16 protein-coding genes and 2 pseudogenes are annotated in these 12,843 nt (G+C 58.4%); 12 read left to right on the forward strand and 6 right to left on the reverse strand.

The features are described from left to right. Window positions 1-5: 5 nt before the first annotated feature. Window positions 6-344 (reverse strand): hypothetical protein, encoded by a 339-nt coding sequence (locus tag ACVWVY_RS02195; protein ID WP_456624844.1) that lies wholly within the window; start codon window positions 342-344, stop codon window positions 6-8. A 45-nt stretch (window positions 345-389) separates the two neighbouring features. Here ACVWVY_RS02195 and ACVWVY_RS02200 point away from each other — a divergent pair, with 45 nt between their 5' ends. After that, a complete protein-coding gene (locus ACVWVY_RS02200; protein ID WP_456624845.1) occupies window positions 390-674 on the forward strand; it encodes a hypothetical protein in 285 nt (94 codons plus the stop codon). A gap of 361 nt (window positions 675-1,035) precedes the next feature. After that, window positions 1,036-1,479, forward strand: coding sequence for an MOSC domain-containing protein (locus ACVWVY_RS02205; RefSeq protein ID WP_456624846.1), 444 nt, complete (start codon window positions 1,036-1,038; stop codon window positions 1,477-1,479). A 77-nt stretch (window positions 1,480-1,556) separates the two neighbouring features. Here the strand turns inward: ACVWVY_RS02205 and ACVWVY_RS02210 are convergent, their stop codons facing one another. Then, entirely contained in the window at window positions 1,557-2,573 is a 1,017-nt protein-coding gene (locus ACVWVY_RS02210; RefSeq protein ID WP_456632073.1) for an ATP-dependent DNA ligase, read from the reverse strand. Between the two features lie 91 nt (window positions 2,574-2,664). Here ACVWVY_RS02210 and ACVWVY_RS02215 point away from each other — a divergent pair, with 91 nt between their 5' ends. From ACVWVY_RS02215 to ligD (ACVWVY_RS02225), 3 genes are read left to right on the forward strand one after another with little or no spacing between them, the layout of a single operon-like run. Continuing rightward, window positions 2,665-3,573, forward strand: coding sequence for a DNA polymerase ligase N-terminal domain-containing protein (locus tag ACVWVY_RS02215; RefSeq protein ID WP_456624847.1), 909 nt, complete (start codon window positions 2,665-2,667; stop codon window positions 3,571-3,573). A gap of 24 nt (window positions 3,574-3,597) precedes the next feature. After that, entirely contained in the window at window positions 3,598-4,413 is an 816-nt protein-coding gene (gene ligD / locus ACVWVY_RS02220) for a non-homologous end-joining DNA ligase (RefSeq protein ID WP_456624848.1), read from the forward strand. Next, window positions 4,398-5,306 (forward strand): non-homologous end-joining DNA ligase, encoded by a 909-nt coding sequence (gene ligD / locus ACVWVY_RS02225; RefSeq protein ID WP_456624849.1) that lies wholly within the window; start codon window positions 4,398-4,400, stop codon window positions 5,304-5,306. Before ligD (ACVWVY_RS02220) ends, ligD (ACVWVY_RS02225) begins: the two co-directional genes overlap by 16 nt. 52 nt (window positions 5,307-5,358) lie before the next feature. Here the strand turns inward: ligD (ACVWVY_RS02225) and ACVWVY_RS02230 are convergent, their stop codons facing one another. Continuing rightward, window positions 5,359-6,144, reverse strand: a complete 786-nt coding sequence (locus tag ACVWVY_RS02230) for an SDR family NAD(P)-dependent oxidoreductase (RefSeq protein WP_456624850.1) — start codon at window positions 6,142-6,144, stop codon at window positions 5,359-5,361. Between the two features lie 128 nt (window positions 6,145-6,272). On the opposite strand from ACVWVY_RS02230, the gene ACVWVY_RS02235 reads away from it, so the two are divergent. Beyond that, window positions 6,273-7,448: a zinc-dependent alcohol dehydrogenase gene (locus tag ACVWVY_RS02235; protein WP_456624851.1), complete on the forward strand. Its 1,176-nt coding sequence runs from the start codon at window positions 6,273-6,275 to the stop codon at window positions 7,446-7,448. A 194-nt stretch (window positions 7,449-7,642) separates the two neighbouring features. Then, window positions 7,643-8,773 (forward strand): DUF305 domain-containing protein, encoded by a 1,131-nt coding sequence (locus ACVWVY_RS02240; protein WP_456624852.1) that lies wholly within the window; start codon window positions 7,643-7,645, stop codon window positions 8,771-8,773. Between the two features lie 168 nt (window positions 8,774-8,941). Here ACVWVY_RS02240 and ACVWVY_RS02245 read toward each other — a convergent pair whose 3' ends face one another. Together ACVWVY_RS02245 and ACVWVY_RS02250 are read right to left on the reverse strand one after the other, a co-directional pair. Beyond that, a complete protein-coding gene (locus ACVWVY_RS02245; RefSeq protein ID WP_456632481.1) occupies window positions 8,942-9,265 on the reverse strand; it encodes a hypothetical protein in 324 nt (107 codons plus the stop codon). 37 nt (window positions 9,266-9,302) lie between these two features. After that, window positions 9,303-9,359, reverse strand: a pseudogene (locus ACVWVY_RS02250) (NUDIX hydrolase); the annotation flags it as partial. On the opposite strand from ACVWVY_RS02250, the gene ACVWVY_RS02255 reads away from it, so the two are divergent. The 4 genes from ACVWVY_RS02255 to ACVWVY_RS02270 all read left to right on the forward strand — a co-directional run bounded on the left by ACVWVY_RS02255 (window position 9,348) and on the right by ACVWVY_RS02270 (window position 10,886). Continuing rightward, a complete protein-coding gene (locus tag ACVWVY_RS02255; protein WP_456632482.1) occupies window positions 9,348-9,566 on the forward strand; it encodes a hypothetical protein in 219 nt (72 codons plus the stop codon). The pseudogene ACVWVY_RS02250 and the gene ACVWVY_RS02255 overlap by 12 nt on opposite strands. A 98-nt stretch (window positions 9,567-9,664) precedes the next feature. Further along, entirely contained in the window at window positions 9,665-10,300 is a 636-nt protein-coding gene (locus ACVWVY_RS02260; protein ID WP_456624853.1) for a cysteine hydrolase family protein, read from the forward strand. Then, window positions 10,297-10,617: a hypothetical protein gene (locus tag ACVWVY_RS02265; RefSeq protein ID WP_456624854.1), complete on the forward strand. Its 321-nt coding sequence runs from the start codon at window positions 10,297-10,299 to the stop codon at window positions 10,615-10,617. Before ACVWVY_RS02260 ends, ACVWVY_RS02265 begins: the two co-directional genes overlap by 4 nt. Before the next feature lie 11 nt (window positions 10,618-10,628). Continuing rightward, on the forward strand, window positions 10,629-10,886 hold the full coding sequence (locus ACVWVY_RS02270) for a hypothetical protein (RefSeq protein ID WP_456624855.1): 258 nt from the start codon (window positions 10,629-10,631) through the stop codon (window positions 10,884-10,886). 5 nt (window positions 10,887-10,891) lie between these two features. Here the strand turns inward: ACVWVY_RS02270 and ACVWVY_RS02275 are convergent. Beyond that, window positions 10,892-11,779 (reverse strand): annotated as a pseudogene (locus ACVWVY_RS02275) (NAD(P)/FAD-dependent oxidoreductase); the annotation flags it as partial. A 109-nt stretch (window positions 11,780-11,888) separates the two neighbouring features. Between ACVWVY_RS02275 and ACVWVY_RS02280 the strand changes: the two are divergent. After that, the gene (locus ACVWVY_RS02280) at window positions 11,889-12,839 is read left to right on the forward strand and encodes a DUF72 domain-containing protein (protein ID WP_456624856.1); all 951 of its coding nucleotides are present in this window, start codon (window positions 11,889-11,891) and stop codon (window positions 12,837-12,839) included. Window positions 12,840-12,843: the final 4 nt, after the last annotated feature.

The following is a 12,843-nucleotide window of genomic DNA, read 5'->3' on the forward strand; positions in this document are numbered from 1 at the left end:
GGTGACTACGGACCGCCTGCGACCGAACCGGCGACGACCATGATCAGGGCATCGAGATCTATTTTGCCGTTGACGAAGAGATCGGGTGAATCGCTCACGCTAAGCGTTTGCGGCCTGCCGGCGGCCTGCCGCTTCAATTCGCCAACGATTGCTTCTTTCAGCTTTTCATCCAGGGCTGACGGCATTTCGGTCTCCGGATCAACGTCGTTCCCTTTCCCAACCTTTCCGCGTTCTATCTCAATCCATTGGTAGAAAAGCCGTTCCTGACGCGACGGAGAAACATCGTCCCGGTGCATACGATCGCCGATACGTCCAGCAGGGGCCGATAGCGCGCTACGGAACATTTTTGCTGATTCCGTCGTTAGATCGCTACTTGACGGAGGATTTCAATGGCAAGAGCAGGTTGGAAGCGGCCCGGCTCGCCGATCGGCAAGAAGGGTCCGCGCAAAGCAAACCCTTCTTACAAGCGACGGTTGCGCCAGCCCTGGTCGACGACGGACGTCAACAAGCTGAAGCAACTGGCAAAAGGCAACACGCCGACCGGTGTTATGAGCATCAAGCTTCAACGGCCAGTCGCGGCTATTCGCAGCAAGGCCCAGCGTGAAGGGATATCTCTTAGGCCAATAAATCGTTCGCCCTATAACCGAAGAGCAAAAACCGCCAAGAGAGTTTAGGCTGCGCCGGCGGGTGACCTGACACGACGTCGCTTGTATTGCCCGGCGGTCCCCATCCGTTTCCCACACTCAGCCAACCTGGAAAGTCATTGCCCTTGAGCTGCTCCGGCTGGGTTAGCGCGTCAGGGCTCGTGCTTTCTGAATTCAATTCGACTTCGGCCGCGAGCCGCAATTCCGTATCCCTGCCTTCAGCCCGTTGAGTCGTTCGTTCCTAATGTCTTTAGGCGGCGTCGAGGTCGGAATGGAGACACCGTCAAACCGATTGTCTGCCACCGGTTCAGTGGTCGCAGTCGCTTCGAGCCCTGTTCACGGTTTCTCCAAGCCGAGGGTTGATCGAATTATGCTCATTGAGGGGCAAGGGGTGGACGGGGATGCGCACGCCGGCAAGTATGTTCGGCACAGGTATCTCGCCAGGCGCAAACCCAACCTTCCGAATCTGCGCCAGGTCCATCTCATGCCGGCCGAACTGTTCTGCGAGTTGCGGGCAGCAGGCTACGACGTTCGGCCTGGCGAATTCGGAGAGAACGTGACCACGGTCGGCCTTCGGTTGACCGAACTGCCGCTCGGCACGATTATCCGCCTTGGACTGGCAGCCTCCGTCGAACTAACCGGGCTGCGGACGCCGTGCCTGCTCATCGATCGCTTCCGGAAAGGCTTGAGAAAGCAGATGATGGGATCCGTCGGCGGACCGAAATTCAGATGCGGAGTTCTGGCTGTGGTCAGGACCGAAGGACCGGTTATCGCCGGCGACGTCGCGAGAGCCGAACTGCCTCCGGAACCCTGGATCGGGCTGCCGTCATTGTAGATATCCAAACAATACGGAGAACGCGTTTGTGAGGTGTAAAATATCCGTCCACAAGAGCGCTCCGGTCGAATGCGACCCTATCTTTGCTTGCGGAGCAACGTTGCCGGCAGAACCGATTTCTGCTGAAGCTGCTCCATGGTGCATTGCCGCGGTTTCTTGTCGGGCCGCCAGCGCAGAATTGTCGTGCCGTGCCGAAAGCGGCCACCGGTGAAATGGTCGTAGGACACCTCGACGACAAATTTTGGCTTGAGCGCCTGCCATTCCGCCGACCGCCTGGTCGACCAGCGGCTCGGACGACCGGGAGTATTGCCGGTAAAGCTACGGTCGCTGACGTTGGCCTCCAGTTTATCAGTGAGTGCTGCTTTCTCTCCCGACTTAAGCCCTGAACTGAAGCCTACATGGTTCAACAGGCCCTCTTCGTCGTAGAGCCCCAGCAAGAGTGAACCCACCACTTTGCGTCCGCCAGTGCGCTTTTCCCCGTAACGAAATCCTCCGATCACGCAGTCCGCGGAGCGCATGCGTTTGATCTTTTGCATGCCGTCGCGATTGCCGGCTTGATAGGGAAGATCGATACGTTTGGCGATGACGCCGTCACTCCCGCCTCCCGCTGAATCGAGCCACCGCTTCGCATCGGCGTAACTTCGGCTTGCTGGTGAAAGTCGGAAGGCATGATCGCTCTTGAAACGCCGTTTGGCGAACCGTTCAAGCGCCGGTCGCCTTTTCGTGAGCGGTAACCTCACTAGGTCGTTCGCGCCACAGCGAAGAAGGTCGAACGCAAGGAACACGGCCGGCGTCTCGTCGGCAAGACGCTTGATGCGGCTCGCCGCAGGATGAAGTCGCTGCAGCAGGTCGTCGAAGGAAAACCGTTCGCCGACTGGAACCACCAATTCGCCATCCAGCGTGAATTGCGTCTCGGCAATGCCTTTCGCTGCTATCACCACTTCGGGAAAATAACGCGCAAGGTCGCGTCCGGACTTGGACTGCATCCGAACGCGGTCGCCGCTGCGGGTCAGCAGGCAACGGAAGCCATCCCATTTCGGTTCATACTGCCACTCGCCCCCGCGCGGCAGGCTGTCGACCGAACGGGCCTCCATCGCGAGCACGATGTCTCCTCCGCGAGAACTCCTGAACTGGAACTTTAACATGGGCGCCGGCTTTCTGTTCCAGAAGCGATCGGAGAGACCCATGGCCAAGAAAATGCTCGCCCGCTACCAAGCCAAGCGGGACTTTGAAAAGACCAACGAGCCGCGCGGCACCAAGCGCGTCGAGGCTTCGAAACGCCTGCGTTTTGTCGTTCAGAAGCATGCAGCCTCTCACCTCCATTACGATCTTCGCCTGGAAATCGACGGCGTTTTCAAATCCTGGGCAGTGACGAAAGGGCCTTCGCTCGATCCCGCTGACAAGCGTCTTGCCGTCGAAGTCGAGGATCATCCACTTGAGTACGGAGATTTCGAAGGCACTATCCCAAAAGGTCAGTATGGCGGTGGCACGGTGATGTTGTGGGATCGCGGTTATTGGGAATGCGAAAACCCGCAGGATAGCTACCGCAAGGGAAAACTCGACTTCACACTCGAGGGAGACAAGTTGTCCGGAGGCTGGATTCTCACGCGCATGCGTTCGCGCGACGGCGAGAAACGGACCAACTGGCTTCTGATCAAGCATCGCGACGAAGCATCTCGCGAAGGCAGAAAGAATACCATCCTTAAAAATGACCTGTCGGTGGCCTCCGGTCGTTCCATGGACGAGATTGCGGAAGGCAAGGGCAAAGGGCCCAAACCATTTATGAGCGCCGCTCGTGCGAGGCGCCCCGCCAAGGCAGTATGGGGTGCAAAAAGCGCCGCTGCCCTTGCACGCGCGCCGATTAAGCGCTCGTCAGCCAAGCGCGGCAAGAAGAAGCCATCCAGCGGGCGCCTTCCGGCATTCATAGCGCCGCAGCTGTGCACCTCAGTCGATCGTCCGCCTTCAGGAAAGGCGTGGGTCCATGAGATCAAGCTCGACGGTTATCGGATCCAGATGCGCGTCGCCGGCGGCGAGGTTACGCTCAAGACCCGCAAGGGTCTCGATTGGACAAGGAAGTTCCCGGCGATCGCATGAGCCGCCGCCAGTGTCCCCGACTGCTTGATCGACGGCGAAATCGTGGCGCTGGATCATCGCGGCTCGCCCGACTTCGCGGGATTGCAGGCAGCGTTGTCGGAGGAAAAGACCGATGACCTGATCTTTTACGCGTTCGATTTGATGTTCGAGCGCGACATGGATCTTCGCCGCAAAGCCCTGGGCGAACGAAAGCAGGCTCTGCAGAAACTATTGGGGAAAACATTCGGAAAGAAGGAGCGGGAAATCCGCTATGTCGAGCACTTCGAGAGCGGTGGCGATGCCGTTCTGAAGTCAGCCTGTCGTATGTCACTTGAAGGCATCGTTTCGAAGGAACTGAATGCGCCTTATGTCTCCGGCCGCACTGCGCAGTGGACCAAGGCCAAATGCCGGGCTGGCCACGAGGTCGTCATCGGCGGCTGGAACAGCAATGGCTCGGCATTTCGCTCGCTGATGGCCGGAGTCTATCGGGGTAATCATCTTATCTATGTCGGCAATATCGGCACGGGCTATGGTGGCGACGAGGTGAGCCGTCTCATGCCAAGGCTGAAGGCGCTGGCCTCGGACGTTAATCCTTTCGGCGGGAGGGACGCCCCGCGGAAAAAGGCGGGCATGCACTGGCTCAAGCCAGCCCTCGTGGCCGAGATCGAATTCGCGGGCTGGACAGGGTCGGGCATGATCCGACAGGCCGCCTTCAAGGGCTTGCGGGAGGATAAGCCAGCCACAGAGGTGGAGGCCGAAACGCCGGCGCCGCTCGAGACAGTCGAGGTCCCCAGGCCTGCGACGAAGCGAGTAAGCGTTCGCAAGCCTTCAGCAAACGATATCGCATGGGCGTGCGGCTAAGTCGGCCAGAAAAGGTGCTCTGGCCTGACGATGGCGAAGGGGCGATAACCAAACTGGAGCTCGCCGAATACTACGCGGAGGTCGGCGCTTGGATAATGCAGCATTTGAAAGGCCGCCCCTGCTCCATTATTCGCGCTCCTGACGGCATAAGCGGCGAGCGCTTCTTTCAGCGGCACGCCATGAAAGGCGGCTCGAACCTGTTGGAGCAGGTTTCGGTCGGCGGCGACCGAAAACCTTACATTCAGATCGATCGCATCGAAGGGCTGGCTGCGGTGGCGCAGAGCGCCGGCGTCGAGCTTCATCCGTGGAATAATCAGCCGGGCGACCCCGCTCTTCCCGGCCGCCTTGTATTCGATCTCGACCCCGCGCCCGAGGTGGAATTCGATCGGGTTATTGAGGCAGCCCTGGGAACTCAGGGATCGGTTAGCGCAGCTTGGTTTGGTCTCGTTCTGCAAAACCAGGGGGGAAAGGGATTGCATGTCGTGACACCTTTGGCACGGCCGCGAAAAGGCGAGAAGCTTGACTGGCCAACGGCAAAGAACATTGCCCGCGATGTGTCCACGGCCATGGCGTCGGACTCACCCGATCGCTTCCTTGTCAACATGTCCAAGGCCAAGCGGACGGGGAAGATCTTCATCGACTACCTCCGAAATGACCGCTTCTCGACCGCGGTCGCGCCGCTTTCACCGCGTGGCAGACCGCATGCTCCGGTGTCGATGCCACTGACATGGGCCCAGTTGCGCAGGGGTCTCGACCCGTCAAAGTACACGCCTAAATCAGTCCCAAAACTGCTGAAGAAATCAAAAGCGTGGACGGATTACTGCGAGTGCGAACGGCCGCTTCGCGGTGCGATTTCGCAGATAAAAAGCGGCGCAATCAAACTCGCTGCATAGCCGCCAGCGCAACTGTTCCTTTTTTATGTCGACGTCTTCGCGTCGCCGTGGTTCAGGATTTTGCCGTTCCGGGTTCTGCCATCTGGCGGTGTTGCTTGGCCAGCCGCTCGGCCGGCGTCACATTGGCGACCGCCGACTGTATCTTGTTTTTGAGTCCACTGACAACGTCACCTTCGCCTTTCATCATTGCCTCGAAGCCCGTTTTCGCAACCATGGCGGCGTCATCCTTTTCTTCCGAGCCAACCTTGGTATCGAGCATATCAGCTCGTGCGAAGAATTCCGTTTCGGTAGCGCCCGGCATCAGGCACGTGACACTTACCTTGGTGTCGCGCAATTCTTCACGCAGCGCGAAGGAAAAGGAATTCAGATAGGACTTGGTCGCGTTGTAGACCGCCTGGAAACTGCCAGGGGTAAATCCGGCGATCGAACCTGTGATGAGAATACGGCCTTGATTAGCTTGGCGCATATCCCGACCCACTTTATGGATCAGATAGGTCGTACCGGTCACGTTGGTGTCGATCACTTCCCGTGCTCGCGGCCATTGCTGGTCCAGGAAGGCATGGCCTAGCCCTCGACCGGCGTTGGCCATCAACACATTCACCGGTCTGCCCTTGGCCGCTGCGTAAAATTGATCGACGCCTTCAGTGGTACCGAGGTCGACGTGGAGGGGCTCGATAGCGCCCGCACCTTTTTCATTTCGAAGCTTCTGGGCCGCATCGTGAATCTCGGGTTCGTCGGCAGCTATCAGCAAGTCATAGCCTTCACGGGCACAGAGCCGCGCGAGTTCGAAGCCGATACCGGTTGAAGCCCCGGTCACGATTGCCAATTGTCCAGCCATGCGGCGTCTCCGATGAATCTCGATTGTTTCGTCTTTAATGAACTCGACACCGCAGCGTTCCTAACTTTCGTTTGGAACCGAGCGCGGGAAGGACACTTTATCTAAGTGGACTTACCTGGAGCAGCCGCATGAAAGCCCTCACCTGGCATGGTAAAAGCGACGTCCGATGTGAAGCGGTGCCCGATCCGAAAATTCAGGACGGGCGCGATGCGATCATCAAGGTGACCGCCTGTGCCATTTGCGGTTCGGATTTGCACCTGTTCGACGGCATCATGCCGACCATGGAAAGAGGTGATGTGCTCGGACATGAAACGATGGGCGAAGTGGTCGAAATCGGCAAGGACAACAAGAAACTGAAAGTCGGCGACCGGGTCGTGGTGCCTTTTACGATCTCGTGCGGCGAATGCTTCTTTTGCAAGAACGGGTTCTATTCGGGTTGCGAGCGCTCCAATCCGAACGCCAAGGAAGCCGAGAAGATGTGGGGGCATTCGCCTGCCGGTCTATTTGGATACTCACATATGCTCGGTGGCTTCGCTGGCGGTCAAGCCGAATACATGCGAGTCCCGTATGCGGATGTCGGCCCCTACAAGGTTCCCGAAGGCTTGACCGACGAACAGGTGCTGTTTCTGTCGGATATTTTTCCGACCGGTTACATGGCAGCCGATTTTTGCAACCTGAAAGGGGGCGAGACGGTCGCGATATGGGGCTGTGGTCCGGTGGGGCAGTTCGCAATCAAAAGCGCCTTCCTTCTCGGCGCTGAGCGGGTGATTGCAATCGACACGGTGCCCGAGCGCTTGGCTCTGGCGCAACAGTCGGGAGCCACCACGCTCGATTTCATGAAAGAGGATATTTACGACGGCATCCAGGAATTGACGGACGGCCGGGGCGCCGATGCCTGCATCGATGCGGTCGGCACGGAGCCCGAGACCAGAGCGAGCCTGGATTCAGTCATGGACCGTATCAAGGTGGCAACCTTCATGGGCACCGACCGGCCGCATGTCCTGCGCCAGGCTATTCAGTGCTGCCGTAACTTCGGCACGGTCTCGATCGTTGGCGTCTACGGCGGCATGCTGGACAAGATTCCAATGGGCAGCGCGATCAATCGGGGCCTCACCTTCAAAATGGCGCAGACACCGGTTCAGCATTACATGCCGAAGCTGATGGAGCGGATTGAAAAGGCAGAGATTGATCCATCCTTTGTCATCACGCATCGCGCCACGCTCGAGGAAGGGCCGGAACTCTACAAGACGTTCCGCGCGAAAAAAGACGGTTGCATCAAGGTCGTCATGAAGCCATTCGGGTAAGGAGGTCGTGGTTATGCCCAAGCCAAAATCCGTCAAGAACGAAATCGCCGGTAAGCCAAGCGCCTTGTCGGCGAAGTCCTGGGCGATCAGAAACTTCGCGACGAAGGCAATGCGCAGGAGCGTCAGGGCCGAGAAGAGCGGAACGAGCCGGCCGACATCATGCCTTTTGGTAACCTCGACAAATTGACCTGAGGATGCGTAAGTCCTCGGTCGGCATCATGTCGACGCAAAAATCGAATTGGCTCGCGGCGGCCGAACTCGGTCTGATCAGCAGCAGCTTTTCTACTATCGTCAGCCAGCTTTTTGCCGCCCGTCTCGGGCGCGACGCCTTTGTCGATTGGATGACGGTTGCCGCCATTCCGATGCGCGATGCGGCGCTAAGCGCCGAGCCATCCTGGGGCGCTATTCTTGCCGGTATTGCCTTCCATCAATGGGCGGATTTCTCCTGGGCCGTCGCATTTTTCGGCATGCTCGGCCGCTGGACTGCGAAGCTTTCGCCGTGGCGCATCTTTCTGCTGGCGACGCCCTGGGCAGTGTTTTCTTCCGCGTCGGAATGGTTTGTGTTGGTGCCATTGCTTCCCTTCCAGCAGCCATTGTTCACCCTCCGGCAGCCGTACTGGATCGGCCTTTTAGTGCATATGGCTTCAGCCAGCATGTATCCCTTATTCGTTTGGCTCCGCTGTCCCCTTGGCCACGCCCCCTCAACCAAGGCCGTAAGGACAGCCATGGCATGGGGCGTCGGCAGTTTGGCTCTGATTGGCGTTCTCGCAACGATAGCCCTCTCGAGCCAGCTCGGTTGGGAAGTCCCCTGGATGGGCAAGGACCGCGAAGACGATCAGACTTACATACGACACATGACGACCCACCACGCGCAAGGCATTGAGCTTGCCAAATTGGGACAGCAACGCGCGCGAGATCCGCACCTCCGGGCTCTGGCGAGCTTGATGGTCGCAAGCCAAGTCGGCGAAAACCGTATCTTTGGCGGTTGGTGGCGAAGCTGGTTCGCGTTTCCGATGCCAGATTGCAACGCCCAGGAACGAGCCGGTATGCCGGGCTATCTGACACCCGACCAGATGCAGCAGGCGCGCTCGGCGCCTCTAGATCAATTCGATCGCGTCTTCATTCAGTTGATGACATTTCACCACGCCGGTGCCGTAAAAATGGCTGATCAGGAATGGCACAGCCGAGGCGATCGGAGACTTCGGGTCATGGCGCATGCAATTCGGCACGAGCAACAAGGTGAAATTTCGCTAATGCGGGGCGTCCGAGGCGTCGAGGCAGTACTGACGGCGGTACGAAATATGCTGGCCGATAACGCCAACTAAAGTGACCCCGGGCAGGAACGAGACCTGCCGTAGCGACAGGAGCATCTCCCTCTAATTATGTATGTGCTTATCCGGCGTCGCGATTGGTCGGTACGACAGCTGATATTTCAACACACGTCTGCCGCGCTCCGGAGCTACCAGCTTCGGAATTCAACTCTGACTATTTAATCAGGATCCTCTTTGATCCGCCGAAATCGCATCAGCCAGGCGCTCTAAAAATACCGACTGGCCCTTCAAGATGCGTTTCCGGGCCTCGGTAATGCCGAACCAGGCGGCGCGGTCCAGTTCAGGAAATTTTTCGAGACGCCCGGATTTCGGTTGCCATACGATCTCGAACTGATTGCTACGTAAGTTCCCGGCATCCCAATCACTTTCGACCGCCCAAACGTGAACAACCCTGCCGCCAGGTTGCTTCGCATCGCCAAGAGGAATCGATTTGCCACGCGGTTTGTAGCCGGTCTCTTCCGCAAAACTCGCGCTTCGCCGCGGCAAGCGGGCTTTCGCCCGGCACTATCGATCCCTTCGGTATGCCCCACGCGCCAAGATCTTTATTTCGCCAGAACGGACCTCCCGGATGACCGAGCAAAGTTTCGATACGCGTGCCAGTTCGTCTAAAGAGAAGAATGCCTGCGCTCTTCTTCCCGGGCAGCTTGCCGCTTTGTTTTCTTTTCAGCATGCGGGCCTGACGGCTCCTGTCGAAGGGACTGCGCGTATCTGGTCTTTCTTCCTGGAGTGCGTCTTCGAAGGGCCATCCGCTTCGTCGCGTCCGAGTGACGACTTTCTTGCTGTCTAGGAACAATCCAGCGCCTAGCCGAGTTGCCAACCGCAACTCCTTCAGCCGGGACCAAGCTCTTCGGCCGCCGTTGCGGCTGGCTTTCAAGGACAAAGGCCATGCCCAAGAATGACGAGTTACGCTACAGCGCCCCAGCCGAGACCGCGGTTCACCTGTGCGTCGACATGCAGAGAATGTTTGCTGAGGGGACCGAATGGAAGATGCCATGGCTTGAGCGCGTCCTTCCGAACATCGTTTTAATCACCTCCGCGCATCCCGAAAAATCGATATTCACCCGTTTCATCCCGGCACGGAAGCCCGGCCAGGGTGTCGGCATGTGGAAACGCTATTATGAGCGGTGGGAATCAATGACGATCGACCAGTTGGGTCCTGAACTGATCGGACTGGTCCCGGACCTGGCGAAGTTCGTGCCACCGGCCCGCATCTTCGACAAGCATGTCTACTCGCCCTGGACCGGTACCGACCTGCACCAGCAGCTGCGGGACGCCGGGATCAACACCGTCATCATCACCGGCGGCGAGACCGACGTCTGCGTGCTGGCCACCATGCTGGGTGCCATCGACTGGGGCTTCCGCGTCATCCTCGTTACCGATGCCCTGTGCAGTTCAGCCGATGAAACACATGACGCGATGATGAATGTTTACATAAACCGCTTCGGCGAGCAGGTCGAAACCGTCACCACCGAGACACTGCTTGAAGGCTGGCAGGGGGCGCTCCAGCGCAGGGTTTCATGAGCGGAAGCCCCTCCTATCTGGTGGAGATTCTTCTCCCGAAGGAGACCGGCCACGGCCAGCCGATCGGTGAGGACTGGTTCGACGGCTTCCTGAAAGACCTGACCGAAAAATTTGGTGGCGCGACCAGCTTTCTGCGGGCGCCGGGTCAGGGTCTTTGGCAGAGCGGCGGCACGACCGAGAAAGACGGCATCGCCGCAGTAGAAGTCATGGCCGAGCACCTCGATCGCGCCTTTTGGCGCTCTCTGCGCGAACGGCTGGAGAGAGAGCTTGCTCAGGAAGAGATCGTCATCCGGGCGCAGGAAATCAGCCGATTATAACGGGAGACGGAATGGAAGAGCTCGCAATTCTTAGAACATTTGCCGCAGTAACGACGGTTCTCGCTGCGGCCCTCGTGGCTGCCAACCTGAACGCACGCATCACGGTTGCCGGCTTCATGATCTTTCTCCTCGCCTCGATAGCCTGGATGATTGACGGCTTGCTCGAAAGCAAAGCGTCGCTCGTCATCCAGAACGTAATCCTTCTTCTGATTAATGCGATTGGAGTCTGGCGCTGGTTTCCCAAGGCGGAAAAGGAGGCGAATAGCTAACGAGTTCAATCACAAAACCCGTCACGGCGCAGGAACGCCTTGTTAATCGCAACGGCTGCCTGCGCGCCTTCCCCAATGGCTACCGCCACAAGAAGGACGTCGCGCGACACGTCGCCCGCAACATATACGCCGGAAACGCTGCTTTCTTCCGTATCGGGCTCAATTACGACGCCCCCTTTCGCATTACGTTTGCAGCCAAGGCGTTCGGAAAGGTCGGACGCCTGATGGCAGCCGGTCGAAAAGAATAAACCGGCCCGGAGTAGGTCCGGCCCGCCTTCGAACACGATTTTCGTGAGTTCTCCGTCCGCCCCTTCAAAATGCCGGATGGGCTCGGTGCGAAGCGGAATGTTGTGTTCTGCGAGCTTTCGCATCGCTTGCGCGCTAACCTGCGTCCCGTCGCTGCAAGCTACCACGTCGGCCATCCAGTACTTCATCATGACAGCAAGCTCCGCCCCTCTATCTCCTTTGCCATATGCCGCTACCGGCTTGCCCGCATATTCGAACCCATCACAGTAAAGACAATGATGCACGGAAATCCCGTAGAGAGCTTTGATACCCGCGAGTTCGGGGAGCTCGTCAACCAGGCCCGTCGCAAGAAGGATTTTCGAAGCACTGCCAGCCGCGCCGTCCGCACAGACAAACTCGAACCCTTCTCCGGCGCGGCTGATGGTCGTGACCCCCGTGCCGCGCACCGAGACGGACTTGTAGCGCGAGAGGTCTTCCCGCGCTTGGTCCAGAAATGAGGCCGGCGAACGCCCTTCCCTGCCGAGAAGCCCGTGAATGGCGTGCGAGCGCAGATTGCGCTGATGCCCTTCATCGCAGAGCAGCACTGTGCGGTGGCACCGGCCCAGGATTAGCGCGGCGCTCAGTCCGGCAGGTCCGCCGCCGACAACGAGAACATCGAATTACATTGAAGACCCTTTCGGTTGCCTAAGCATATAGGCCTGTTCGCGATGCTTGGAACCCCTTCCCACCATTCGGGCGTTAGCAATCAGGAACATCATGCCGCGCGCAAGAACAGCAGCCCCATGGACGAAACTGACGCTCGAAGAGCGCAGCGAGCGGAGGCGCCTGCGACGCGAAAAGCAGCGCGAGGATAACATCAAGCGTGCGGCGAAAATGCATGCGTCCCGGGTAAGGACAAAAACGAAAGGCTCGGAGAGCCTTGCTGAGCCGAAGCCGTCGACTTACGTGGGATGCTCCGGCTGGCGGTACTGGAAATGGCGGGATTCGTTCTATGCCGGTGTGCCGCAGAATGACTGGTTCGAGCATTATCTTAGGCGCTTCGATACCGTCGAAATCAACGCCTCCTTTTACTCGTGGCCAACGGTTGCCGGCGTACAAGCCTGGAGGCGCCAGCCGGGCAGGAAGAAGTTCGTGTACACGGTCAAGGTTTGCGAGCTCATAACTCATATCAAGAAGTTCAAGGGCACAAAGACACTGGTGATGGACTTCGGGATGATCGCCGATATTCTGGGCGAGCGGATGGGATGTTTTCTGTTTCAGCTGCCGCCGAGCTATCGCTATACCAAGACCCGGCTCAATGACATTGTCAGCCAGCTCGATCCCGCGCGCCGCAATGTCGTCGAATTCCGGCACGCCAGCTGGTGGAATGACGAGGTGTACAGCGCTTTCCGAAAGGCCGGGATCATCTTCTGCTCCTGTAGCGGACCGCGCCTGCCCGATGAGCTTATCCGCACAACCGATGAAGTATATGTTCGCCTGCACGGCCCAAAGCGATGGTATCGGCACGACTACTCAAAAGACGAACTCGCAATATGGGCGGACAGGATAAAAGCCAGCGGTGCAAAGCGAGCCTGGATCTATTTCAATAACGACAACGATGCTCATGCCCCCCAAAATGCCACAGCCCTGCGGCGGATGCTCGGCCGCCTTCTGAGTTCAAAGAAGGTTGGAACTTTGCCAGTATCGGAAGCGTTCTCAGTTGTCTAGGAGA

It is taken from the genome of Bradyrhizobium sp. URHC0002 (genome assembly GCF_054059515.1).